This window comes from Spiribacter sp. 1M189, assembly GCF_040838345.1.
Taxonomy (GTDB): Bacteria; Pseudomonadota; Gammaproteobacteria; order Nitrococcales; family Nitrococcaceae; genus Spiribacter; species Spiribacter insolitus.
Genome location: NZ_JBAKFF010000001.1, coordinates 1,211,143 through 1,234,250 on the forward strand (window position 1 = coordinate 1,211,143; position 23,108 = coordinate 1,234,250).

At 67.3% G+C, this 23,108-nt stretch carries 22 protein-coding genes; 8 read left to right on the forward strand and 14 right to left on the reverse strand.

Annotated features, from left to right (window positions below; genetic code table 11):
* Positions 1-10 precede the first annotated feature (10 nt).
* Positions 11-1,270, reverse strand: a complete 1,260-nt coding sequence (locus V6X30_RS06095; protein ID WP_367983733.1) for an MFS transporter — start codon at positions 1,268-1,270, stop codon at positions 11-13.
* Between the two features lie 100 nt (positions 1,271-1,370).
* Complete coding sequence (locus V6X30_RS06100) at positions 1,371-2,672, reverse strand: aspartate aminotransferase family protein (RefSeq protein WP_367983734.1); 1,302 nt, start codon at positions 2,670-2,672, stop codon at positions 1,371-1,373.
* A gap of 127 nt (positions 2,673-2,799) precedes the next feature.
* On the opposite strand from V6X30_RS06100, the gene sufT reads away from it, so the two are divergent.
* The gene (gene sufT / locus V6X30_RS06105) at positions 2,800-3,351 is read left to right on the forward strand and encodes a putative Fe-S cluster assembly protein SufT (protein WP_367983735.1); all 552 of its coding nucleotides are present in this window, start codon (positions 2,800-2,802) and stop codon (positions 3,349-3,351) included.
* Positions 3,352-3,391: 40 nt separating this feature from the next.
* Here sufT and fnr read toward each other — a convergent pair whose 3' ends face one another.
* The 9 genes from fnr to glyA all read right to left on the reverse strand — a co-directional run bounded on the left by fnr (position 3,392) and on the right by glyA (position 10,909).
* A complete protein-coding gene (gene fnr / locus V6X30_RS06110) occupies positions 3,392-4,171 on the reverse strand; it encodes a fumarate/nitrate reduction transcriptional regulator Fnr (RefSeq protein ID WP_367983736.1) in 780 nt (259 codons plus the stop codon).
* A gap of 99 nt (positions 4,172-4,270) precedes the next feature.
* On the reverse strand, positions 4,271-5,230 hold the full coding sequence (gene thiL / locus V6X30_RS06115) for a thiamine-phosphate kinase (RefSeq protein ID WP_367983737.1): 960 nt from the start codon (positions 5,228-5,230) through the stop codon (positions 4,271-4,273).
* Positions 5,231-5,242: 12 nt separating this feature from the next.
* Positions 5,243-5,695: a transcription antitermination factor NusB gene (gene nusB / locus V6X30_RS06120; RefSeq protein WP_367983738.1), complete on the reverse strand. Its 453-nt coding sequence runs from the start codon at positions 5,693-5,695 to the stop codon at positions 5,243-5,245.
* A complete protein-coding gene (gene ribH, locus V6X30_RS06125; protein ID WP_367983739.1) occupies positions 5,692-6,159 on the reverse strand; it encodes a 6,7-dimethyl-8-ribityllumazine synthase in 468 nt (155 codons plus the stop codon). Before ribH ends, nusB begins: the two co-directional genes overlap by 4 nt.
* Before the next feature lie 63 nt (positions 6,160-6,222).
* Positions 6,223-7,377, reverse strand: a complete 1,155-nt coding sequence (gene ribBA, locus V6X30_RS06130; RefSeq protein WP_367983740.1) for a bifunctional 3,4-dihydroxy-2-butanone-4-phosphate synthase/GTP cyclohydrolase II — start codon at positions 7,375-7,377, stop codon at positions 6,223-6,225.
* Positions 7,378-7,379: 2 nt separating this feature from the next.
* On the reverse strand, positions 7,380-8,036 hold the full coding sequence (locus tag V6X30_RS06135) for a riboflavin synthase (protein ID WP_367983741.1): 657 nt from the start codon (positions 8,034-8,036) through the stop codon (positions 7,380-7,382).
* Positions 8,037-9,119: a bifunctional diaminohydroxyphosphoribosylaminopyrimidine deaminase/5-amino-6-(5-phosphoribosylamino)uracil reductase RibD gene (gene ribD / locus V6X30_RS06140; RefSeq protein WP_367984551.1), complete on the reverse strand. Its 1,083-nt coding sequence runs from the start codon at positions 9,117-9,119 to the stop codon at positions 8,037-8,039.
* A gap of 29 nt (positions 9,120-9,148) precedes the next feature.
* Positions 9,149-9,634: a transcriptional regulator NrdR gene (nrdR, locus tag V6X30_RS06145; protein ID WP_367983742.1), complete on the reverse strand. Its 486-nt coding sequence runs from the start codon at positions 9,632-9,634 to the stop codon at positions 9,149-9,151.
* Between the two features lie 6 nt (positions 9,635-9,640).
* Positions 9,641-10,909: a serine hydroxymethyltransferase gene (gene glyA / locus V6X30_RS06150; RefSeq protein WP_367983743.1), complete on the reverse strand. Its 1,269-nt coding sequence runs from the start codon at positions 10,907-10,909 to the stop codon at positions 9,641-9,643.
* A gap of 116 nt (positions 10,910-11,025) precedes the next feature.
* Here glyA and ettA point away from each other — a divergent pair, with 116 nt between their 5' ends.
* Both ettA and purU read left to right on the forward strand, forming a co-directional pair.
* On the forward strand, positions 11,026-12,693 hold the full coding sequence (ettA, locus tag V6X30_RS06155) for an energy-dependent translational throttle protein EttA (RefSeq protein ID WP_367983744.1): 1,668 nt from the start codon (positions 11,026-11,028) through the stop codon (positions 12,691-12,693).
* Positions 12,693-13,562: a formyltetrahydrofolate deformylase gene (gene purU, locus V6X30_RS06160; protein WP_367983745.1), complete on the forward strand. Its 870-nt coding sequence runs from the start codon at positions 12,693-12,695 to the stop codon at positions 13,560-13,562. The genes ettA and purU overlap by 1 nt, the downstream gene beginning before the upstream one ends.
* Here purU and V6X30_RS06165 read toward each other — a convergent pair.
* Together V6X30_RS06165 and V6X30_RS06170 are read right to left on the reverse strand one after the other, a co-directional pair.
* Positions 13,555-14,397, reverse strand: coding sequence for a M48 family metallopeptidase (locus tag V6X30_RS06165; RefSeq protein ID WP_367983746.1), 843 nt, complete (start codon positions 14,395-14,397; stop codon positions 13,555-13,557). The two genes, purU and V6X30_RS06165, sit on opposite strands and share 8 nt — an antisense overlap.
* Positions 14,384-14,749 (reverse strand): hypothetical protein, encoded by a 366-nt coding sequence (locus tag V6X30_RS06170; protein WP_367983747.1) that lies wholly within the window; start codon positions 14,747-14,749, stop codon positions 14,384-14,386. The genes V6X30_RS06165 and V6X30_RS06170 overlap by 14 nt, the downstream gene beginning before the upstream one ends.
* A gap of 89 nt (positions 14,750-14,838) precedes the next feature.
* On the opposite strand from V6X30_RS06170, the gene metH reads away from it, so the two are divergent.
* From metH to V6X30_RS06195, 5 genes are all read left to right on the forward strand, one after another.
* The gene (gene metH / locus V6X30_RS06175) at positions 14,839-18,540 is read left to right on the forward strand and encodes a methionine synthase (protein ID WP_367983748.1); all 3,702 of its coding nucleotides are present in this window, start codon (positions 14,839-14,841) and stop codon (positions 18,538-18,540) included.
* A gap of 62 nt (positions 18,541-18,602) precedes the next feature.
* Positions 18,603-19,184: an invasion associated locus B family protein gene (locus tag V6X30_RS06180; protein ID WP_367983749.1), complete on the forward strand. Its 582-nt coding sequence runs from the start codon at positions 18,603-18,605 to the stop codon at positions 19,182-19,184.
* Between the two features lie 42 nt (positions 19,185-19,226).
* Complete coding sequence (locus V6X30_RS06185) at positions 19,227-19,547, forward strand: HPF/RaiA family ribosome-associated protein (protein WP_367983750.1); 321 nt, start codon at positions 19,227-19,229, stop codon at positions 19,545-19,547.
* 40 nt (positions 19,548-19,587) lie between these two features.
* Positions 19,588-21,843: a sulfotransferase gene (locus tag V6X30_RS06190; RefSeq protein ID WP_367983751.1), complete on the forward strand. Its 2,256-nt coding sequence runs from the start codon at positions 19,588-19,590 to the stop codon at positions 21,841-21,843.
* The gene (locus tag V6X30_RS06195) at positions 21,840-22,529 is read left to right on the forward strand and encodes a DUF2334 domain-containing protein (RefSeq protein ID WP_367983752.1); all 690 of its coding nucleotides are present in this window, start codon (positions 21,840-21,842) and stop codon (positions 22,527-22,529) included. Before V6X30_RS06190 ends, V6X30_RS06195 begins: the two co-directional genes overlap by 4 nt.
* On the opposite strand, the gene V6X30_RS06200 is transcribed toward V6X30_RS06195, so the two are convergent.
* Positions 22,501-23,106 (reverse strand): superoxide dismutase, encoded by a 606-nt coding sequence (locus V6X30_RS06200; protein WP_367983753.1) that lies wholly within the window; start codon positions 23,104-23,106, stop codon positions 22,501-22,503. The two genes, V6X30_RS06195 and V6X30_RS06200, sit on opposite strands and share 29 nt — an antisense overlap.
* Positions 23,107-23,108 lie beyond the last annotated feature (2 nt).

The following is a 23,108-nucleotide window of genomic DNA, read 5'->3' on the forward strand; positions in this document are numbered from 1 at the left end:
ATCAGCGTCCTCAGCCCGACACCTGGCCGCCCGGATCCCGGGCGGTCAGCGCCCGCACGGGCGGGATCAACAGGATAGCCACCACCACATAGCCCGCCAACGCCACGGACAACCCCGGTACACCAACGCCGGCATCCAGCAGGACACCAATGAGCACCGGCGCCGCCGCCGTGCTGAGCACCATCGCGCCATGCGCCATCGCCCGGATGGCCCCCAGGTGACGGATGCCGTAGAGCTCGGGCCAGAGTGCTCCCATCAACGTGCCGGCTGCCCCCACGCTGGTACCCGTCAGCCCCAGGTAGAGCATGGCCGCGGCATCACCGCGCATGAAACCCAGCACCAGGAGCGCCGCCAGCATGGGCAGCAGATAGAGCCGCAGCAACCGGGGTGCGCCGATCCGGTCCGCCAGCGTCCCACTCAGCGCAAGGGCGCTCACATGCGCCAGCGCGAAGACCACGAATGCCGTGGACACCCAGGCGAGGCTCCAGCCCTTGGCGGTGGCGATGGGGACCTGGTGGAAGAACAGCGCCGTGATGAGAAACGGCGGCGCCAGCAGCGCCGGCAGGATGCGATAGAAGCGCGCATCGCGAAGCACGGCCGCCCGCGTCCAGTCCGGCACCGGCGCTGCCGTGGGTGGAGATGAAGAGGCGTCATCTCCCCCGGCCGCGGATAACGGCGTTGGCAGGCGCGCATGCTGTCGCAGCAGGAGCAGGCAGGCCGGCAAGGCCACCACCAGCAACAGCGCTGCCACGACCCACCAACTCCCCCGCCAGCCAAACGCTGCCATTAACGCCACCGCCAGCGCGGGCAGTAGCGCCTCGCCGCTGGGCAGGCCAAGCGTCACCGCGCCGATGGCGGTGCCCCGTGCCGTCGTCACCCGGCGCCCGATGGTCGTCTGCGCGACATGCATCATCAACCCCTGACCACACAGGCGCAGGAGCAGGAACGCTGGAACCAGCCAGAGGGCACCCGGTGCGACGGCCAGCATCACCGCCCCGAGGGCGGCGCCCGCCATGACTCCGGTCGTGAACAGCGGCAGCGGGAGTTGGTCGACGCCGCGTCCAAGCCAGATGACCAGCACGCCGCTCGCCAGCGTGGCGGCGGAGTACAGGCCACCGAATTCCGCATTGCTGAGGGCGAAGGCCTGCCGCAATTCGCCCCCGAACAGCGAAATAAAATAGGTCTGACCGGACCCGGAGAGAAATGCCAGCAGGAAACCGAAACCGAGCAGATAGCGATGACCCGCCAGACTTTGCAGAGAAGTGCGCATCAATTCGTCGATCCCGAATCAAAAAAGGCCCGGCTAAGCCGGGCCTTGTCGTTCGCGCCGGGCGCCGCCGCAGCGGCGCCACGAGCGGCAGGGAAGGAAATCAGCCGGTGCTGCGCATGGCCTCGGGCTGTTCGCCGCTGCCCGTCTCGACAAGGGCCGCCTCGAACTGATCCACCGCCCAGTCGATCTCCTCGGCGGTGACGATCAGCGGCGGAATCCAGCGGATCACATTGCCGCCCCATGGGCCGCAGCGGATCATCAGCAGTCCGCGGTGCTCGCAGGCCTTGAGCATCTTCGCGCCCCGGTCACCATCGGGCTTGCCGTGGGCGTCTACCAGATGCGTGCCGATCATCAGCCCCCTGCCGGAGATGTTGCCGATTTCCGGATGGCGCTTCTGCACATCCTCGAGCCGCGCCCAGAGCTGGGCACCACGATCGGCGGCGTTCTCGACGAGCTTCTCGTCGCGCATGACATCCAGCGTGGCCAGACCGGCGGCACAGGCTACCGCGTTACCGCCGTAGGTCCCGCCCTGGGAACCCGGCAGCGCCTTGCTCATGAGCTCCGCCGGGGCGGCCATGAACGAGAGCTGGAAGCCACTGGCGACGCCCTTGGCGGAGACCACCACATCCGGTTCGACGCCGAAGTTCTCGTAGCCCCACATCATGCCGGTGCGGCCGTTGCCCGACTGCACCTCGTCCATGATCAGCAGAATGCCGTGCTTCTCGCAGCGCTCCTGCAGACCCTGCATGTATTTGGTGTTGGCCGGAATATAGCCCGCCTCCCCCTGGATCGGTTCGATGAGCATCGCCGCCGTCTCCATGGGCGTGCTCTGGACCTGCAGGATGTAGTCGAGCTCGCGCAGTGCGAAATCCGCCGCCTCGTCCTCGCTCATCCCGTACCAGTAGGTATCCGGGAACGGCGCCGTCACCACGCCGCCCATCATCGGCTGGACGCCCTGGCGCACCGCCGCGCTGGAGGTGGTGGTGGACAGCGAGCCCATGGTGCGGCCGTGGAAGCAGCCGCGGAAGGCGATGATATTGGGCTTGCCGGTGGCCTGCCGGGCCAGACGGATGGACGCCTCCACCGCCTCGGTACCGGCATTGGAGAAGAAAACACTGTCAATATGATCGGGCAGCAGCTCGACGATCCGATCCGAGAGCTCGAGGATCGGGCGGTGCTTCATGATCGCGTACTGCGCGTGGACCACCTTGTCGATCTGCGCCTTCGCCGCCTCAACGACCCGCGGGTGGCAGTGGCCGGTACTCAGCACGCCGATCCCCGACGCGAAGTCCATGTACTTGCCGCCATCCTCGGAGTAGACGTACATGCCCTGCGCGCGCTCGACCAGAATGTCGCTGGACTGGCGCAGCAGCGGCGAGAGATGGTGGACGTTGTCGCTCATGACATAGCCTCCTGGCTAAAGAATTCCCAATTCAGCATACGCGATCCGCGCCTGCATTTCTCCCCGGGTCGGACAACAAAACGCCGGATGATATCCTTATCGGACTCAGTCCGAAGAGGTTTCAAGGATGGCGATGCAAAGCAACGAGCCGGTGATTTTCGAGCGCGACTGCGAGGCGGCGCTGATCCCGGCCGGAGACACCGGCATCATCCCCAAGGGGGCGGAAGGCATGATCACCCAGGCGCTGGGCGGGAGCTATACCGTCTACATCCAGGGCAATCTGTTCCGCATTGACGGCAAGGATGCCGATGCCATCGGCAAGGAGCCGGAGCCGACGCCGGAGCTCCCGGATAACGCCTCGGCAGAGGACGTCGAGCAGCTCGTCTGGGATCAGATGCGGCGCTGCTACGACCCGGAGATCCCCATCAACATCGTCGAGCTGGGGCTGGTCTACCGCTGCGATATCACGCTCAACGACGATGGCACCCGGTCGGTGGACATCGACATGACGCTCACCGCACCGGGCTGCGGCATGGGCGATATCCTGGCCTATGATGTGCGCGAGAAAGTCAGACAGATCCCGACCATCGAGGAGGTCAAGGTGGAGATCGTCTTCGATCCGCCGTGGAGCTTTGAGATGATGTCGGAGGCGGCGAAGCTGCAGACCGGCATGATGTAGCGTTGCGGCCAGCGATGCGGCACCGATCCTCTATGCGAGTCTAGTCGGTGCCGTCGCCGCGCCGCGGCTCGGCGGGCTCCTCAATCATCCCGCGACCGGCCAGCTCGCTCAGCGCATCCGGCTCGATGAGCTGGATCTCCCGACCCTCGGCCTTCAGCCAGCCCTGATCGGAGAAGCGCCGGAACAGCCGGCTCATGGTCTCCGGCGCGAGCCCGAGGTAGTTGCCCAGATCGCTGCGCGCCACGGGCAGGCGGAAGCGCGTGGCGGACAGACCGCGTCGGGCAAAGCGATCGGAGAAGCTCATCAGCAGCATCGCCAGGCGCTCCTCGGCACTGCGCCGGGCCATGGCGAAGAGCATCTCCTGGTCGGCGAAGATTTCCTTGGACATCAGGCGCAGCAACTGGCGCTGCAACCCTGGAATATCCGCCGCCAGATGTTCGAGCTGCTCGAACGGCAGCTCGCAGATGCTGGTGGTCTCCAGCGACGCCGCCGAGCAGGGATGCACCCAGGTGTTGATGGCATCGAGCCCCACCAGCTCCCCGGGGAGGTGAAAGCCCGTGACCTGCTCCTCGCCCTCTTCGGTCGTGGTGTAAGTCTTCAGCGAACCCGAGCGCACGGCATAAATGGCCTGAAAGTTGTCTCCGCCCCAATACAGGTGATCGCCCCGCTGCAGCGGCCGCCTGCGCTCCACGATGGAATCGAGCTGCTCGATATCCGCCTCGCTGAGCGACATGGGAAGGCAGAGCTGATTCAGGCTGCAATGGGCACAGGCCTGGCGGAGACTGGAGATACGAAAGTCCGAGAGATCGGAATCGCTCATTGGCTGTCCTGCCTTTGGTCGCCGTCGCAACCACTCCTCCGGAGTTGGATTCTCACGCATAAAGCATACTTCAGGTGCGGTACCGGTGCCACAACAGACTCAATCCGCGAAATGGCGGTAGCCGGCGGCGGCCTCGAGGATGCGCTCATCACCCCACCAGACGCCCTCGCCCTGGCGCACCTCGCCGATGCAGCGCACCGGCGTGCGCGCACGCCGGGCGGCGGCCCGCACCGCTCCCCCGGCCCCGCGCGGCGCGGTAAAGCAGAGCTCGTAGTCGTCCCCCCCGCCGAGCTGCAGGCGACGCGCCCCGGCCTCTCCCGCCCAGCGCTGCAGCCGCGCCGAGGGCCGGCAGCAGGCCGGATCGAGATGCAGCGCCACACCACTGCGCTCGGCGATATGACCGGCATCGGCGGCAAGACCATCGGAGAGATCAATGGCGGCACTGGCCACGCCGGCCAGCGCCTGACCCAGTGCCACCCGCGGCCGAGGCGCAATGAAGGCCTGTTGCAGCCCCCGCCAGTGTGCCAGCTCCCGGTCTCCGTCCTGCTGCCAGACCGCCAGGCCGGCGGCGGCCTCGCCCGGCCGCCCGGACACCCAGACCACATCCCCGGGATGGGCACCATCCCGGCGCAGGGCGACACCCGCGGCCCGACCCGTGATCTGCAGGCTCACGGTCAATGGCCCACGGGTCACATCGCCGCCGATCAGGGCTACACCGCTATCCCGTGCCAGACACCCAAGGCCATCGGCAAATTCAGCCACCCAGGGCTCGTCCGGCGCCGGCAGCGTCAGGCCCAGCAGCGCCCAGCAGGGCTCACCGCCCATGGCGGCGATGTCACTCAGGTTCACCGCCAGCGCCCGGTAGCCGACCCAGTAAGCCGGCAGATCCGCCGGGAAATGCACCCCCTCGACCAGGGTATCGAGGGCCATCAGCAGGGGCCGATCGCCGGGCTGGGTGATGGCGGCGTCATCCCCGGGCCCGAGCAGGACGTCGTCACGGATGGCACCCAGCCGGGCCAGGTAGCGTTCGATGAGTTGGAATTCGGAACAGCCGGCCATGCCGTTGACCGGTCAGCGCCGCCGAGTCTTCAGCTCGGCGGCCCGCAGGGGCTGGTCGCGGCCGACGCGGTCAAGTACGCCGTTGATGTAGCGATGGCTCTGCTCGGCGCCGAACGCCTTGGCCAGTTCCACTGCCTGGTCGATGCACACCCGGTAGGGTACCTCCAGACGCTCGCGCAGCTCATAGGTGCCCAGGCGCAGCAGCGAGCGTTCCACCGGATCGAGGTTGCGCGCCGGGCGATCGAGATAGCGGTCGAACGCCGCATCCAGGCTGTCCGCCTCATCCGTAATGCCGCGGAAGACCTCCGAGAAATAGTCCAGGTCCATCCGGCCCAGGCGATGCTCGCCGAGGAACTGCCGCTGGATGTCGGCGGGGTCCTGCCCTGTCAACTGCCACTGATAGAGCGCCTGGAGCACGCGCCGGCGGGCCCGCGCCCGGGCGCGGTTGGCCTTCGCATGGTTCACAGACGGCGCAGGAGACTGATCATCTCGAGCAGTGACATGGCCGCCTCGGCACCCTTGTTGCCGGCCTTGGTGCCGGCCCGCTCGATGGCCTGCTCGATGCTGTCGGTGGTGAGCACACCAAAGGCAACGGGCACGCTGCGCTGGTGGCTGACCTGACCAAGCCCCTTGGCACATTCGCCGGCGACGTACTCGAAGTGCGGTGTCCCGCCGCGAATCACGCAGCCCAGGGCGACGATGCCGTCGTAGTCGCCGGAGGCCGCCAGCCGGTCGGCGATCAGCGGCAGCTCCCAGGCACCCGGCACCCGCACCAGGGTGAGCGCCTCGTCGGCGACGCCGTGGCGGACCAGGGCATCCCGGGCGCCGCCGACCAGCGGGTCGACGATAAAGTCGTTGAAACGAGTGGCCACCAGCGCGATCCGCGCATCGTTGGCCGTGAAATCACCTTCGAGGGTCTTCATGTTCATACCGTTGTCGTTCTGTGGACGGGCGCAAGCCTAAACCGCCATGCGCCCCGTGGAAACCGCCGATCAGGCCGACGGCTCGGCCTCGCTCGCGGTCTGGACGTAATCGACCACCTCCATGCCAAAACCGGAGAGGCCGTACATGATCTTGGGCGTGGAGAGAACGCGCATGCGCCGGATGCCCAGATCCGTGAGAATCTGCGCCCCGATCCCATAGGTCCGCAGCGCCTGGCTTTCCTCGCTGGACTCACGCGGCTCCGGCGTCATCTCGCCGCTCAGGGAGAGCGCCTGGAACTCGCGCATGCGAGCGAGCACCTCATCACGATCGTCTGCACGGCGCAGCATCAACAGACAGACCGGTTCCTGGTCGCTGCCCCCGATCTCGGCCAGCGACTCGCGCAGCGACCAGGTCTGATCCGGCGCCGTCGCGCCGAACAGATCCGCCAGCGTGTTCTCTATCTGTACGCGCACCAGCGCCGGTGTCTCCGGGTCGGTCTGGCCGCGCAGCAGGGCGAAGTGCAGTGCGCCATCCACCGTGTCCTGATAGGCATAGAGATGGAACCGCCCGTACTCGGTGGGCAGCTCGCAGTCGGCGACCCGCTCGACGGTACGCTCGTTGCGAATGCGGTAGGCGATCAGGTCAGCCACGGTACCGATCTTGATGTCATGCTCGCGGGCGAAGGCAAGCAGATCGTCGCGCCGGGCCATGGTGCCGTCCTCGTTGAGGACCTCGACGATGACCGCCGCCGGCTCGAAGCCGGCGAGCCGGGCCAGATCGCAGCCGGCCTCGGTGTGCCCGGCCCGGGTGAGCACGCCACCGGGCTGCGCCATGAGCGGGAAGACATGCCCCGGCTGGATGATGTCCTCGGGCGCCGCCTGGGGCGAGACCGCGGCCTGGATGGTGCGGGCCCGATCCGCCGCGGAGATGCCCGTCGTAACACCCCGCGCCGCCTCGATACTCAGCGTGAACCGGGTGCCCTGGTGGTCGCCGGCGCCCGAGACCATCAGCGGCAGGCGCAGTTGCTCGCAGCGCTCGCGGGTGAGGGTCAGGCAGATCAGCCCACGGCCGTAGCGGGCCATGAAGTTGACATCATCCGGCCGAATCATGGAGGCGGCCATGAGCAGGTCGCCCTCGTTCTCGCGATCCTCGTCATCGAGCATGAGCACCATGCGCCCTGCGCTGAGCTCGTCGATGATCTCCTCAATCGTGTTAAACGCCATGCCTAATCCTCAAGAAAGCCACTGCGCCGCAGCAATGCCTCGCTCACTCCGCCGCGATTCACGTCCTCACCGCCCTGCATCAGCCGCTCCAGGTAGCGGGCGATGAGGTCGACCTCGAGGTTCACCGACTGGCCCGGGTCATAATCTCCCAGCGTGGTCACCGCCGATGTATGGGGGACGATGTTGACATCGAACTCGGCGCCATCCACCCGGTTGACCGTCAGGCTGATGCCCTCGATGGCGATGGAACCCTTCTCGGCGATGTACCGGGCGAGCGCCTCCGGCGCGCGAAAGCGCCAGCGCTCGGAGCGACCATCCGGCGTGCGCGAGACCACCTCGCCGACGCCATCCACATGGCCGCTGACCAGATGGCCACCGAGCGGCGTGGACAGGGTCAGTGCCGTCTCCAGGTTGACCCGATCGCCCGGCGCGAGGCGGCCGAGGGTGGTCCGGGCCAGACTCTCCAGCGAGACATCCGCGGCGAAACCCTTGCCATCCACCTCGACGGCGGTCAGGCAGCAGCCGTTCACGGCAATGCTGTCGCCAATGGCCACCGACTGCAGATCGAGCCCCTCGGCATCGAACCGCATGCGGCGGTCACCGCCGGTCTCACGGCTTTCCTGCAGGGTTCCCGCGGCCTGAATAATGCCGGTGAACATTCACACCTCCTCGGGTTCGCGCACACGCAGCGTCAGGCGCAGGTCCTCGCCCACGCGGCGCTGATCCATCCAGGTGAGCGGCAGGCGATCCGTCATCACCTCCAGCCCGGAGAGCGCCAGCAGCGGACGCCCTTCATGCCCCATCAGATGCGGCGCCAGGTAGACGATCAGCTCGTCCACCAGGCCGGCCTGGATCCAGGCGCCGGTCAGCCGCGGGCCGGCCTCCATCCACACCTCGTTGATCTCGACGCCGGCCAGCACCTCCAGCGCCGCGGTTGGGCTGACATGGCTGTCCTCGCCCGGGGCGACGTGCCAGAGCTCCGCGCCGGCATGCACCAGGTCGGGCTCGCGTGCCGGCATCGTACCGCCATGAATAAGCACAACGCCGCGCTCGTCGGCCAGCATCCCGGCATCCGGCGGCGTGCGCAGATCGGTATCAATGACCACGCGGCGCGGCGGTAGGAAGTCCGCCTCGACATCGCGCACGGTGAGCTGCGGATCATCGGCGATGACCGTGTCGACACCGGTGACGATCGCCCCGCTACCGGCCCGCCAGCGATGGACGTCATGACGGGCGGCATCGCTGGTGATCCAGCGGCTCTCGCCCGAGGCCATCGCCGTGCGCCCATCGAGGCTCGCGGCGAGCTTGGCCCGGACGTAGGGCAGTCCCGCGCGCATGCGGCGGAAGAAGCCGGGGTTGAGGCGCTCGCTGTGCTCGGCCATCAGACCCGCTGTGACGGCCACACCGGCCTCGCGAAGGCGATCCAGCCCGCGACCGGCCACCCGCGGATTGGGATCGGTGGCGGCCGCGACCACCCGGGCGATGCCGGCCTCGATCAGGGCATCGGCGCAGGGCGGGGTGCGTCCGTAGTGGCTGCAGGGCTCGAGGGTGACATAGGCGGTGGCCCCGGCCGTATCGCCGCCTGCCGCGCGCAGCGCCAGGATCTCGGCATGCGGCTCGCCGGCCCGGGCATGCCAGGCCTCGCCGATGCACTCGCCATCGCGCACCAGCACACAGCCCACCCGCGGGTTGGGGTCGCAGGTCCAGCGCCCGCGTTCGGCCAGTTGCAGCGCCCGCGCCATCCAGGCGTGGTCGGCGGCGCTGAAGTCACTCAAGAGTGATCACCGTTGTCCATCAGCGGTGCATCAGACTCTTCCAGCCCCTCGATCACCTCGCGGAAGGCGCTCACGTCCTGGAAGCTGCGGTAGACCGAGGCAAAGCGCACATAGGCCACCTGGTCGAGTTCGCGCAACTCCTCCATGACCCACTCGCCGATGGTGCTCGCCGCCACTTCGCCATCACCCAGCGCCTGAATGCGCTGCCGGATGCGGTTGAGCGCGGATTCCACCGCCTCGGTGGCCACCGGACGCTTTTCCAGCGCCCGCATCATGCCCGTGCGCAGCCGCAGCTCGTCGAACTGCACGCGGGTGCCGTCACGCTTGACCACGCGGGGCATGACCAGCTCCGCCGATTCGTAGGTGGTGAATCGCTCCCCGCAGCCAACGCATTCGCGCCGGCGCCGCACCTGGTCACCCTCGCTCGCGAGCCGCGAGTCAATGACCCGCGTATCCTGCGTCTGGCAGAACGGACAGCGCATTCCGCTCTATGAGCCCTGCAGGGCCTCGTAGACCGGATGACGCAGGCAGATCTCGGTGACCTGGTCGCGGACCCGGGCGCGGACGGCGTCATCGTTGATGTCATCGAGGACATCGCAGATCCAGCCGGCCAGCTCCCGGCTCTCGGCCTCACCGAAGCCACGGGTGGTGATGGCGGGCGTGCCGATCCGCAGCCCCGAGGTCACGAACGGCGACTGCGGGTCATTGGGCACGGTGTTCTTGTTCACCGTGATGTGGGCATCCTCCAACGCGGCGTCCGCCTCCTTGCCGGTCAGCCCCTTGCTGACCAGATCCATCAGGAACAGATGGTTGTCCGTGCCGCCCGATACCACGTCGTAACCGCGCTCCATGACGGTCTTCGCCATGGCGCGGGCATTGGCGACGACCCGCTCCTGGTAGACACGGAAGTCCGGATCCTGCGCCTCGCGGAAAGCGACCGCCTTGCCGGCGATGGCATGCATGAGCGGCCCGCCCTGTGTGCCCGGGAAGATGAGCGACTGCAGCTTCTTGGTCACTTCCGGGTTTTCGCGGGCGAGGATCAGCCCGCCACGGGGGCCGCGCAGGCTCTTGTGCGTGGTCGTGGTCACCGCATCGGCATAAGGCACCGGACTCGGGTACACGCCGGCCGCCACCAGACCAGCGACATGGGCCATGTCGGCCACCAGCCAGGCACCGACTTCGTCGGCGATGGCCCGGAAGCGGGCCCAGTGGACGATGCGCGAGTAGGCCGAGAATCCGGCCACGATGATCTTCGGCTGATGCGCCTTCGCCAGACGCTCAACCTGGGCATAATCGATCTCGCCGGTATCCGAGGTCACACCGTACTGAACGGGGGTGTAGATCTTGCCCGAGAAGTTCGGCTTCGCTCCGTGGGTGAGGTGCCCACCATGATCCAGGCTCAGCCCCAGCAGGGTGTCACCGGGCTGGGCCAGCGCCATGAACACCGCCAGATTGGCGCTCGAGCCGGAATGCGGCTGGACATTGGCATAGTCCGCGCCGAACAGCGCCTTGGCCCGTTCGATGGCCAGATTCTCGGCGATGTCCACATACTGGCAGCCACCGTAGTAGCGTTTGCCCGGATAGCCCTCGGCGTACTTGTTGGTGAGTACGCTGCCCTGCATCTCGAGCACCCGCGGGCTGGCGTAGTTCTCGGAGGCGATGAGCTCGATGTGCGTTTCCTGGCGATGACGCTCGTGATCGATGGCGTCGGCCAGCTCCGGGTCGAATCCGGCAACGGTCATGTCCTTGGAATACATGCCTGTCCCTCATCTGGCGGGCGGATCATGGAAACCGCAAATTATAGCGGAAACCACCTTTTCATGCATTGCGGGCGGCGCTTCTCTCAAGGCGCGAGACTTCGTAGACTGGTGGGATGGCACAATATATCTACACCATGAATCGGGTCGGCAAGGTCGTCCCGCCCAAGAAGCATATCCTCCGGGATATCTCCCTTTCTTTCTTCCCCGGCGCCAAGATCGGTGTGCTCGGTCTCAATGGTTCCGGCAAGTCGACGCTGCTGCGCATCATGGCCGGCATCGACACCGACATCGAAGGCGAGGCGCGGCCGCAGCCGGGGATCAATATCGGCTACCTCTCGCAGGAGCCCGAGCTCGATCCGGCGAAGGACGTCCGCGGCAATGTCGAGGAGGGCGTGGCCGATACCAAGGCGCTGATCGATCAGTTCAACGAGGTCTCGGCGAAATTCGCCGACCCGGACGCCGACTTCGAGGCGCTGATGGCCGAGCAGGGAAAGCTGCAGGACAGAATCGACGCCGCCGATGCCTGGGACCTGGAGCGCAAGCTCGACCAGGCCGCCGAGGCGCTGCGCCTGCCGCCCTGGGAGGCCGATGTCACCAAGCTCTCGGGCGGTGAACGCCGCCGGGTGGCGCTCTGCCGGCTGCTGCTCTCCAACCCCGACATGCTGCTGCTCGACGAGCCCACCAACCACCTCGACGCCGAGTCGGTGGCCTGGCTCGAGCGATTCCTCGCCGAATTCCCCGGCACCGTGGTGGCGGTCACCCATGATCGCTACTTCCTCGATAACGTCGCCGGCTGGATCCTCGAGCTCGACCGCGGCCATGGCATCCCCTGGGAGGGCAACTACTCCTCCTGGCTCGAGCAGAAGGAAAAACGCCTCGCTCAGGAGGCCCGCGAGCAGGCCGCTCACCGCAAGGCCATGCAGGCCGAGCTCGAGTGGGTGCGCTCTAACCCCAAGGGCCGCCAGTCGAAGAGCAAGGCGCGCCTGAAGCAGTTCGACGAGCTCCAGTCGAAGGAATTCCAGGAGCGCAACGAGACCAACGAGATCTACATCCCGCCGGGCCCGCGCCTCGGTAATGTCGTGGTCGAGGCCGACGCCGTGCGCAAGGGCTTTGACGACCACCTGCTGGTCGACGGTCTCTCGTTCACCCTGCCCGCGGGCGGCATCTGCGGGATCATCGGCCCCAACGGCGCCGGCAAGACGACCATGTTCCGCATGATCGTCGGCCAGGAGACGCCCGACGACGGCAGCATCCGGCTCGGCGAGACGGTGGATCTGGCCTACGTCGACCAGAGCCGCGATCACCTTGATGACGACAAGACGGTCTGGGAGGAGATCTCCGGCGGCCACGACATCCTGCAGGTGGGCAAGTATGAGGTGAACTCGCGGGCCTACGTCGGGCGTTTCAACTTCAAGGGCCAGGATCAGCAGAAGCGCATCGGCGACCTCTCCGGTGGCGAGCGCAACCGCGTGCACCTGGCCAAGCTGCTGCAACGCGGTGGCAACCTGTTGCTGCTCGACGAGCCCACCAACGATCTCGACGTCGAGACCCTGCGCGCCCTCGAAGAGGCCCTGCTGGTCTTCCCGGGTTCGGCCATGGTGATCTCCCATGACCGCTGGTTCCTGGATCGCATCGCCACCCATATCCTCGCCTTCGAGGGCGACAGCCAGGTGACCTGGTTCGAGGGCAATTACCAGGAGTACGAGGCCGACCGGCGCAAGCGGCTGGGCGACGAGGCGCTCAACCCGCACCGCATCAAGTACCGCCGGCTCGCCGACTGATGGGCGGGCCCAACGCGCAGACCGCCACCCTGCTCATGCACTGCCCGGATCGCCCGGGTGTGGTGGCCGCCGTGACCCGGTTTCTGGCCGGGCACGGCGCCAACATCATCGATCTCGACCAGCACGTCGACCGCGCCGAGGGCGTGTTCTTCATGCGCGTGAAATGGGAGCTGGACGGCTTCGGCCTCGACACCGCGGGCTTCGGCGCCGCCTTCGAGTCGGCCATTGCCGACGACTTCCAGGCCACCTGGCAGCTCCATCACGATGCCCGGCCGCTGCGCATGGCGCTGTTCGTCTCGAAGATGTCGCACTGCCTCTACGATCTGCTCTCGCGCTGGCAGTCCGGGGAGTGGCGCGTGGAGATTCCGCTGATCATCAGCAACCACGAGACGCTGCGCCCGGTGGCCGAGCAGTTCGGTCTGCCCTTCCACTGCTTTGCCATCACACCGGAGACCAAGGCCGAGCAGGAGGCGCGTGAGATCGCCCTGCTCGAGGAAAACGGCATTGATCTGGTCATCCTGGCGCGCTACATGCAGATCGTCAGCCCGCAGCTCATCAATGCCTTTCCGCAGCGGATCATCAATATCCACCACTCCTTCCTGCCCGCGTTCGCCGGCGCAAAGCCCTACCACGCCGCCCATGCCCGGGGCGTGAAGATCATCGGGGCCACCAGTCACTACGTCACCGAAGACCTGGACGCCGGCCCCATCATCGAGCAGGACGTGACCCGCATCACCCACCGGGATTCCGTGGGCGAGCTGGTGCGCAAGGGACAGGATCTGGAAAAACTCGTACTCGCCCGCGGGGTGTGGGCGCATCTCCAGCGCCAGACGCTGGTCTACCGCAACCGCACCATCGTCTTCAGCTAGCCGGGCGGCGGCAGTCCGGGCGCCGTCCGGCCTCGAGGGCCTGCTCGTAGAGATAGAGCGCCCGGGGCATGGCCGCCTGCAGATCCTCGATACGCTGATTGCGGGAGGGATGCGTGGAGAGGAACGCCGGCGGCCCGTTGCCACTGGCCTTGGCCATGTTCCGCCATAGCGCCACGCTGGCCTCGGGATTGAACCCGGCGCGTGCCATCAGATCCAGACCGATCTCGTCGGCCTCCGACTCGTGCAGGCGACTGAACGGCAGGATGATGCCCACCTGTGCGCCGATCCCCAGCACCGCCATCAGCTCCTGGCGCTGGGGGTCATCGCCGGCGGCCACCTGCAGCGCCCCCAGTCCCACCGTCGTGGCAAACTGCGTGGACATCCGCTCATTGGCGTGCTCGGCCATGACGTGGGCAATCTCATGACCAATCACAGCGGCGAGCTGATCCTGATTCTCGGCCACGTCCAGCAGCCCGGTATAGACCCCGATCTTGCCACCGGGCAGCGCGAAGGCGTTGACCTGCTCGCTGTCGAAGACGGTCACCTCCCAGCCGTTTTCGGCGTACTCCGACGGCACCTGCGGGATGATGGCATCGGCCACGCACTCCACGTAGTCCACCACCGGCCCCTGCTCGATGATCGGCTCGTTCGCCTTCATCTGGCCGTACGCCTCAACGCCCATGCTGCGCATCTGCGATTCGGGGAAGAACTGTAACTGTGAGCGGCCGGTGGGCGATGTCGCGCAGGCCGCCACCACCAGGCCCAGCGCGACGGCCAGAGTGGCCCGCAGTGCGGCGGCGACTCGCCGCCGGCTGCGGCGGTCAGGCCTTGCCATCATCACGCTCCGAACCCTCATCATGCTGCCCATCGGGTCGCGGGAATTCGGCGGGCGGCTCGATGGGCGGCGGCCCGGCACGCCCCTGGGCGAGGATCTGCCAGGCGATATGCCACATCCCCATCACCAGGCCGATGATGCCGATAATGCCCAGCGGCGCAAAGGAGGCGAACGGCGTGCTGAAGAGCAGCCATAGACCAGCCCCGAGCGCAAACCAGCGCCCGGCGAAGGTGCCACAGTGATCGCGGCACCAACGCGCCCGCTCCCCGGCAGACGCCGTCGCCAGCGGAGGCTGACGCAGATGCCAGAGCGCGAACCAATACGCAATGAACCGCCGCGGCCAGGTTTCCATGGCCGTATTATGCACCCCGGGCGGCTGGGGTAAACCGGCAGATTCCGTATAATGGCGGGTTTCACGATGGCAAACGGAGTCCGCCGCGAATGTCTCAGCGCATTGACCGACTGCATCAGGCCCTCGCCGAGCGCATCCTGCTGCTCGACTGCGCCATGGGCACGATGATCCAGTCGTACGAGCTGGACGAGCCCGATTTCCGCGGCGAGCGCTTCGCCGAGCACCCGAAGGATCTCAACGGCAACAACGATCTGCTGGTGCTCACCCGACCGGATATCATCGCCGAGATCCATCGCGAGAACCTCGCCGCGGGCGCCGATATCGTCGAGACCAACACCTTCTCGGCCACCACCATCGCCCAGGCCGACTACGGCATGGAGGACCGGGCGCGGGAGATCAACGTCGAGGCCGCGCGCATCGCCCGTGAGGCCTGCGACGAGTTCGAGGCCGAGGACCCCGCGCGACCGCGCCTCGTCGCCGGCGCCATCGGCCCGACCAACCGCACCGCCTCCATCTCGCCGGACGTCAACGACCCGGGCAAGCGCAACGTCACCTTCGACGAGCTGGTCACCGCCTATCGCGAGGCGGCCGAGGGCCTGCTCGAGGGCGGCGCCGACATCCTGCTCATCGAGACCATCTTCGACACCCTCAACGCCAAGGCGGCGATCTATGCGCTGGAGCGGTTGTTCGAGGACCGCGGCGAGCGCTGGCCGGTGATGATCTCCGGGACCATCACCGACGCCTCCGGACGGACGCTATCCGGTCAGACCACCGAGGCATTCTGGAACTCGGTGCGCCACGCCCGGCCCTTTACCGTGGGGCTGAACTGCGCGCTGGGCGCCGATCTCATGCGCCCGTTCGTCAAGGAGATCAGCCGGGTGGCGGACACCTACGTCACCGTCTACCCGAACGCCGGTCTGCCCAACGAATTCGGCGAGTACGACCACTCCGCGGAGTTCATGGCCGGGATCATGAAGGAGTTCGCCGAGAGCGGCTTCGTGAACATCATCGGCGGCTGCTGCGGCACCACGCCCGAGCACATCCGGGCGCTGGCAGAAGTCGTGGCCGGCCTGCCACCGCGGCCGATCCCCGAGCCCGAGCGGGCCATGCGGCTCTCGGGGCTGGAGCCGTGCAATATCGGCGAAGAGAGTCTGTTCGTGAACATCGGCGAGCGGACCAACGTCACCGGCTCGGCGCGCTTCAAGCGGCTGATCAAGGAGGGCGATTACGACACCGCACTCGAGGTGGCGCGGGAGCAGGTCGATGGCGGCGCGCAGATCATCGACGTCAACATGGACGAGGGCATGCTCGATGCCACCGAGGCCATGGAGAGCTACCTCAAACTCGTGGCCGCCGAGCCGGATATCGCGCGGGTGCCGGTGATGGTGGACTCGTCCAAGTGGGACGCCATGATCGCCGGGCTGAAGTGCATCCAGGGCAAGTCGGTGGTCAACTCCATCTCGCTCAAGGAAGGCGAGGCGCCGTTTCTCGCGCAGGCCGCCGATCTCAAGCGCCACGGCGCCGCGGTCGTGGTCATGGCCTTCGACGAGCAGGGCCAGGCCGATACCTACGAGCGGCGCATCGAGATCTGCGAGCGCGCCTATCGCCTGCTCACCGAGCGGGTCGACTACCCGGCCGAAGACATCATCTTCGACCCCAACATCTTCCCGGTGGCCACGGGCATCGCCGAGCATGACCGCTACGCGGTGGACTTCATCGCCGCCACCCGCTGGATCAAGGACAACCTCCCCTACGCCAAGGTCAGCGGCGGGCTGTCGAATCTGTCGTTCTCTTTCCGTGGCAACAACGCGGTGCGCGAGGCGATGCACTCGGTCTTCCTCTACCACGCCATCCGCGGCGGGCTCGACATGGCCATCGTCAACGCCGGCCAGCTCGAGGTCTATGACGATATCGACCCGGAGCTGCGCGAGCATGTCGAGGATGTCGTGCTGGCGCGCCGCGAGGACGCCACCGAGCGGCTGCTGGATCTCGCCGAGCGCTACAAGGGTCAGGGGGGCAAGAAAAAGGAAGAGGATCTCGCCTGGCGCGAGCAGCCCGTCGCCAAGCGCCTCGAGCATGCGCTCGTGAAGGGCATCGCCGATTACACCGACGAGGATGTCGAGGAGGCGCGCCAGCAGTTCAACCGCCCCATCGAGGTCATCGAAGGCCCGCTGATGGACGGCATGAACGTGGTCGGCGACCTCTTCGGCGAGGGCAAGATGTTCCTGCCCCAGGTGGTGAAATCCGCCCGCGTGATGAAAAAGGCCGTCGCCTACCTGCTGCCGTATATCGAGGAAGAAAAGGCCGCGAGCGGCAACACCGACGACGAGCCCGCCGGGCGCATCCTGCTCGCCACGGTCAAGGGCGACGTGCACGATATCGGCAAGAACATCGTCGGCGTGGTGCTCCAGTGCAACAACTTCGAGGTCACCGACCTCGGCGTCATGGTGCCCGCCGAGCAGATCCTCGAGACCGCCATCGAAAAGCGGGCCGATGTCATCGGCCTGTCCGGGCTGATCACCCCGTCCCTCGACGAGATGGTCAACGTGGCCAAGGAGATGCAGCGCCGGGGCATGGAGCTGCCGCTGCTCATTGGCGGCGCCACCACCTCGCGCGTGCACACCGCAGTCAAGATCGACCCGCGCTATGACGGTGATGTCATCTACGTCAAAGACGCCTCGCGCGCTGTGGGCGTGGCTAGCAACCTGGTGAGCGATACCCGCTACGAGGACTTCGCCGCCGGCATCCGCCGCGAATATGAACGCGTGCGCAAGCAGCATGCCGGGCGTCAGAAGCGGCAGAAATGGCTGAGCCTCGAGGCCGCCCGTGACAACCGGACGCCCGTCGACTGGACGGACTGGGCGCCGGCACGCCCCCACCAGCCCGGCATCCATGTCATCGAGCCCTCACTCGAGGAGCTCGTGGAGTACATCGACTGGACACCGTTCTTCCACGCCTGGGAGCTCGCGGGCTCTTATCCGAAGATCCTCGACGATGAGGTCGTGGGTGAGGAGGCGCGCAAGCTGCATGCCGACGCCCTCGAGATGCTCGATCGGCTCGTCGCCGAGGGCTGGCTCACGGCACGCGGCGTCTACGGCCTGTTCCCGGCCAATGGGGTCGGCGACGACACCGAGCTCTACACCGACGAGAGCCGCAGCGAGGTCCTCACGACCCTGCACCACCTGCGCCAGCAGAACGAAAAGCCCGAGGGCCGGCCCAACCAATCACTGGCGGACTTCGTCGCGCCCCGGGAGACCGGTCAGCCCGACTGGATGGGCGCCTTCGCCGTGACCACCGGCATTGGCATCGACGAGCCCGTGACGCGCTTCGAGGCCGATAACGACGACTACAACTCGATCATGGTCAAGGCGCTCGCCGATCGCCTCGCCGAGGCCTTCGCCGAGATGCTCCACCAGCGCGTCCGCCGTGAATACTGGGGCTACCAGCCCGACGAGCAGCTCGACAACCGGGCGCTCATCGACGAGCAATACAGCGGTATCCGGCCGGCGCCGGGTTATCCCGCCTGCCCGGATCACACCGAAAAGGACCTGCTCTGGGCGCTCCTTGATGTCGAGCAGCGCATCGGCCTGCGACTCACCGAGAGCCGCGCCATGTTCCCCACCGCCGCGGTCTCCGGCTGGTACTTCGGCCATCCCGACAGCCGTTACTTCGGCCTCGGGCGCATCTACCGCGATCAGGTCGAGGACTATGCCGCGCGCAAGGGCATGTCGGTGCGCGAGGTAGAGCGCTGGCTCGCCCCCAACCTGGGCTATGAGCCGGACGATGACTGAGTTGCAAGACCGGCCCAGTCCGGCAGACTGAGCACTCCATTCGAGGACAACCGAGGTAGACCATGACGGCAGTTACCCGATCACTCGCTCCCATCGTGGCGCTGCTGGCCTTTGCCCTGGTTTTCGCCAGCGGCACTGCCACGGCCCAGTCGAATAACTCGGAGCCGGCGCTCCAGCCCCAGGGTGAGCAGCCGCAGGCCGAGGTCCGTGCCCGCCACGAGAACTGGATCGTGCGCTGTCAACCCGCGCCCGAAGAAGCCTTTGGAGCCAGCGAATTCTGCGAGATGTACCAGCAGGTGAGCGAGCAGGAAAGCGAACAGACCGTGCTCGAGGTGGTCATCGGCTACCCCCAGGACGCCGGCCAGCCGGTGGCGCTTTTCAACCTGCCGCTGGGCATGCGTCTGCCCCCCGGCGTGCAGATGCAGGTCGATGACAACGAGCCGATTCAGTTCCCGGTCCAGCTCTGTCTGGGCAGCGGCTGCCGCGCCGATATCGAACTCGGCGAGACACTGATCGGTCAGATGCGTGCCGGTACCGAGGCGGTGCTGACCATCGTCGACCCACAGGGCCGTAACGTCGAGATCCCCATGTCGCTGCTCGGCTTTAGCGCGGCACTGGCGGAGCTGCAGGCCAGTCAGCCGTAGGCCGGCCGAACCCATCCATCCGACAGGAGATCAGAAGCCGATATGGAACTCATCATCAACCCCGGTGACGGCGTTCACCTCTCCGATGCGCTGCGTGACCACCTCCAGCACAAGCTCGAGCCGGTGGAGCGCAAGCACGGCGAGCGCCTGACGCGCATCGAGGCCCACTTCAAGGACGAGAACGCCAGCAAGGGTGGCCGCGACATCCACTGCCTGCTCGAGGCCCACCCGCGTGGCATGGACCCCATCGTCGCCGAGGCGCTGGCCGAGGACGCCTACACCGCCTCGCACCAGGCCGCGGGCAAGCTCGACCGCGCGCTGGCCAACCACTTCGGCAAGATCGACCGCAAGCGCCCGCACTGACCGACACCGAATGGTCATGCAGGCGGGGCAGACTGGCTGAATGTGGAGGGTAATCGCCGATGCCCTCGGCCTGATCGCAAGCGGTCTGCTGCCCCGCCGTCAGGGGCTGCTGCGCAACGGACCCCGGCGCTGGGCCGTGACCCTGGGCCTGGCGCTCATCCTGCCGGTGGTGCTGCTCTACTACTGGATCGGCCTGTGGCTCGATGAACTGCTCTTCCGTGGCTATCGCCGGGTCGCCGTGGCGCGGCCGGTGTTCATCCTGGGCGTGCCGCGCAGCGGCACGACCGCCTTGCACGAGGCCCTCGCCGAGGATCGTCAGTTCACCACACAGCGCACCTGGGAGTGCCTGCTCGCCCCCGCGATCAGCCATCGCCACCTCTGGCGCGGACTCGCCCGGGTGGATCGCCGGCTGGGCAGGCCGCTGCGCCGGCTCGCCGGCTGGCTCAACCGCCGCTGGGTCGCACCCCTCACCGATGCCCACCCCATGCGCCTTCATGCCCCGGAGGAGGACTACTTAAGCCTCCTCCCGCAGCTCTCGGCCTTCATTCTGGTGGTCGCCTTCCCCGACAGCGACCGACTCTGGCGCCTCGGTCGCGGCGATATCGCCCTCGCAGACGACGAGCGCCAACGACTCATGCGCCAGTACCGGCGGGTCATCCAGCGGCATCTGTACTTCCATGGCGCCGAGCGTACCTATCTGGCGAAGAACGCCAGTCACGCCACCCTGGCCGCCAGCCTGCTCGAGGCCTTCCCGGATGCCCGCTTCATTGCCTGCCTGCGCGATCCCGCCGAGGTGGTCTCCTCGCAGCTCTCGAGCCTCGGCCCGGGGCTGCGTGCGCTGCATGGCCCGATCCGTCAGGACGAGCTCACGCGGCGCATGCTCGCGCAACTGCAGTTCGGCTATCGCAACCTGCTATCGGTGCTACCGGCGCGGGCCGGCGATCGCGCGGTGTTCCTCCCCCTCGGCGCACAGCGCCAGGGGCTGGCCCAGGCGATTCGCCAGGTCTATGCCCATCTGGGATTGCCGCTCGGGACGGCATTCGCCGAACGCCTCGACACCCTGGATGCCCAGGCCCGGACACATCGCTCCGGCCACCGGCATGCCCTCACCGACTACGGCCTCGACGGCGCCCAGGTCGCCGAAGCATTCGCCGACATCCGGGCGGCCTTCAACTTTGCCGCCACCGAGGCCATCCCCGCCGGCCAACAGACGCCCCTTGATCATCGACTGCGCGTGGTCGTGGTCTCGGATGCCGCACCACAGCGTAACGGCGTGGGCACCTACTACAGCGACCTGATCGCCCACCTCGACACGCGGGTGGCGGCGATCCGGCTGATCGCCAACGGCGGCGAGGGCCCGGTGATTCCGCACTGGCATGAGACTGCCCTGCCCGGCGACGCCACGCAGAGCATCGCCCTGCCCTCGCCCATTGCGCTGCGCCGGGCCATCGCGAATACCGCCCCCGAGGTGGTGATCGTCGCCACCCCCGGGCCCTACGGCATCCTCGCCGGCCTCATGGCGCGGCGCCTGGGGGCGCGGCTGATTTTCGGCCTGCATACCGACTACGAGGCGCTCGCCGGGCTCTACTGGGGGCGCCTGCGCGGCGCCGTGAACCGGGTGGCGATGCGCGGCATCAACCGCGTTCTCTTCCGCCGTGCCGGCGTGGTGGTGAGCAACTCGGCCCATATGCACCAGCTCGCGCGGGAAAAGGGCGCCCGCCATGCCATCCGGGTGAACACCCCCATCCCGCGGGAGTTCCTCGAGACCCCCCTGGCGCCACTGCAGATACCGCCCCGACGGATCCTCTTCGTCGGCCGCCTCGCCGCGGAAAAACGCGTCAATGCGATCATCGAGGCCGCCGAGGCCCACCCCGGGCTCAGCTTTCGCATCGCCGGAGATGGTCCGCTGCGCGACGAGGTCGAGGCGGCGGCCGCGCGGCTTGAGAATCTGGAGTATCTCGGCTGGCTCGACCGCGATCGCCTGCGCGGTGTGCTCGATGAAAGCGATCTGCTGGTGCTGCCCTCGCGGGTCGAGGCGTTTGGCACGGTGGCGCTGGAGTCCATGGTGCGTGGTCGCCTGACGCTGGTCTCGCCCGGCTGTGGGATCACCGACTGGCCGGCGCTCGCCGATGGCCTGCTAGTCATGGATGGCGAGCAGACCGTCGCGGCGGCACTCAGCGGGCTCCTCGCCCTGCCAGCCGACGAACTCGCCGCCCGCGCGGAGACTGCCCGTGAGCGCAGCGCGCAGATGGCCCGGCAGTGCATCGACGAATGGCTGGCGCTGATCGCACCATGAGCCGGCCCGACGTCCATCTGAGCATCCACGATGTCATGCCGAGCACGCTACCGCGGGTGCAGGCCCTCATTGATCTATGTCATGACTGCGGCTGGCCGCCACCGGTACTGCTGGTGGTGCCCGGCGCCGGCTGGGATGACGCGGGGATCGAGACCCTGCGGCGCTGGCGGGCCGACGGGCACGAACTGGCCGGCCATGGCTGGCGGCATCGCATCGCGCGCTACGGCGGGCTCTGGCACCGGCTGCACAGTGCCCTCATCTCCCGCGATGTGGCCGAGCATCTGGCACTGGATGCCGAGGGCATTCTCGCGCTCATGCGCGACTGCCATGCCTGGTTCGAGTCTCATGAGCTGACCCCACCGATGCTCTATGTGCCACCCGCCTGGGCGCTGGGCGCCCTTCCGCGAGCCCGGCTCGGCGAACAGCCATTCGATTCGGTGGAGACGATGCGAGGCATCTATTCCCAGGCCAGCGGCCGCTGGCGCTATCGGGCACTCCTCGGCTATGAGGCGGGTAACGGACTGCAACATCGGGCGCTGCAGATCAGCAACGCCGTCAATCGCGCCCGCGCCCCGCGGGCGGGGCTGCGCATCGGGCTGCATCCGCAGGATGCGCAGCTCCCGCTGGCGGGGGCGATGCGACGGGATCTGCTGCGGTTCAGCCCGCGTCCGCCAGCAGGCGGTTGACCTCTTCCCAGTTGACCACGTCCCAGAACGCCTCGACGTAGTCCGGCCGGCGGTTCTGGTAGCGCAGGTAGTAGGCATGCTCCCAGACGTCGATGCCCAGCACCGGCGTACCGCGGACCTCGGCGACGTCCATGATCGGATTGTCCTGATTGGGCGTGGAGGTCACCTTAAGGCCCTCGGCGGTGTGGATCAGCCAGGCCCAGCCCGAGCCGAATCGACCAAGCGCCGCGTTGGTGAAGGTCTCGCGGAAGCTGTCGAAGGAGCCGAACGCCTCGTTGATGGCATCCGCCACCGCCCCGTTCGGCGCGCCACCGCCGTTCGGCGAGAGCATGTTCCAGAACAGCGAGTGGTTGTAGTGGCCACCGCCGTTGTTGCGCACCGCCGCCGGCAGCGTGGAGATACCGCTGAGCAGCTCCTCGAGCGGCTTGCCCTCGTAGTCGGTGCCGTTCACCGCGTCGTTCAGCTTGGTGACGTAGGTGTTGTGATGCTTGGTGTGGTGGATCTCCATCGTGCGGGCATCGATGGAGCGATCCAGGGCGTCATAACCGTAAGGCAAATCCGGTAGCGTGAAGGCCATAG

Excerpts from the sequence above, each read along its gene's own strand:
- V6X30_RS06095 (WP_367983733.1), bottom strand. The coding sequence starts at position 1,270 with ATGCGCACTTCTCTGCAAAGTCTGGCGGGTCATCGCTATCTGCTCGGT.
- V6X30_RS06100 (WP_367983734.1), bottom strand. The coding sequence starts at position 2,672 with ATGAGCGACAACGTCCACCATCTCTCGCCGCTGCTGCGCCAGTCCAGC.
- sufT (WP_367983735.1), top strand. The coding sequence starts at position 2,800 with ATGGCGATGCAAAGCAACGAGCCGGTGATTTTCGAGCGCGACTGCGAG.
- fnr (WP_367983736.1), bottom strand. The coding sequence starts at position 4,171 with ATGAGCGATTCCGATCTCTCGGACTTTCGTATCTCCAGTCTCCGCCAG.
- thiL (WP_367983737.1), bottom strand. The coding sequence starts at position 5,230 with ATGGCCGGCTGTTCCGAATTCCAACTCATCGAACGCTACCTGGCCCGG.
- ribH (WP_367983739.1), bottom strand. The coding sequence starts at position 6,159 with ATGAACATGAAGACCCTCGAAGGTGATTTCACGGCCAACGATGCGCGG.
- ribBA (WP_367983740.1), bottom strand. The coding sequence starts at position 7,377 with ATGGCGTTTAACACGATTGAGGAGATCATCGACGAGCTCAGCGCAGGG.
- V6X30_RS06135 (WP_367983741.1), bottom strand. The coding sequence starts at position 8,036 with ATGTTCACCGGCATTATTCAGGCCGCGGGAACCCTGCAGGAAAGCCGT.
- ribD (WP_367984551.1), bottom strand. The coding sequence starts at position 9,119 with ATGGCGCGGGCGCTGCAACTGGCCGAACGCGGGCGCTGGACCTGCGAC.
- nrdR (WP_367983742.1), bottom strand. The coding sequence starts at position 9,634 with ATGCGCTGTCCGTTCTGCCAGACGCAGGATACGCGGGTCATTGACTCG.
- glyA (WP_367983743.1), bottom strand. The coding sequence starts at position 10,909 with ATGTATTCCAAGGACATGACCGTTGCCGGATTCGACCCGGAGCTGGCC.
- ettA (WP_367983744.1), top strand. The coding sequence starts at position 11,026 with ATGGCACAATATATCTACACCATGAATCGGGTCGGCAAGGTCGTCCCG.
- purU (WP_367983745.1), top strand. The coding sequence starts at position 12,693 with ATGGGCGGGCCCAACGCGCAGACCGCCACCCTGCTCATGCACTGCCCG.
- V6X30_RS06165 (WP_367983746.1), bottom strand. The coding sequence starts at position 14,397 with ATGGCAAGGCCTGACCGCCGCAGCCGGCGGCGAGTCGCCGCCGCACTG.
- V6X30_RS06170 (WP_367983747.1), bottom strand. The coding sequence starts at position 14,749 with ATGGAAACCTGGCCGCGGCGGTTCATTGCGTATTGGTTCGCGCTCTGG.
- metH (WP_367983748.1), top strand. The coding sequence starts at position 14,839 with ATGTCTCAGCGCATTGACCGACTGCATCAGGCCCTCGCCGAGCGCATC.
- V6X30_RS06180 (WP_367983749.1), top strand. The coding sequence starts at position 18,603 with ATGACGGCAGTTACCCGATCACTCGCTCCCATCGTGGCGCTGCTGGCC.
- V6X30_RS06185 (WP_367983750.1), top strand. The coding sequence starts at position 19,227 with ATGGAACTCATCATCAACCCCGGTGACGGCGTTCACCTCTCCGATGCG.
- V6X30_RS06190 (WP_367983751.1), top strand. The coding sequence starts at position 19,588 with ATGTGGAGGGTAATCGCCGATGCCCTCGGCCTGATCGCAAGCGGTCTG.
- V6X30_RS06195 (WP_367983752.1), top strand. The coding sequence starts at position 21,840 with ATGAGCCGGCCCGACGTCCATCTGAGCATCCACGATGTCATGCCGAGC.
- V6X30_RS06200 (WP_367983753.1), bottom strand. The coding sequence starts at position 23,106 with ATGGCCTTCACGCTACCGGATTTGCCTTACGGTTATGACGCCCTGGAT.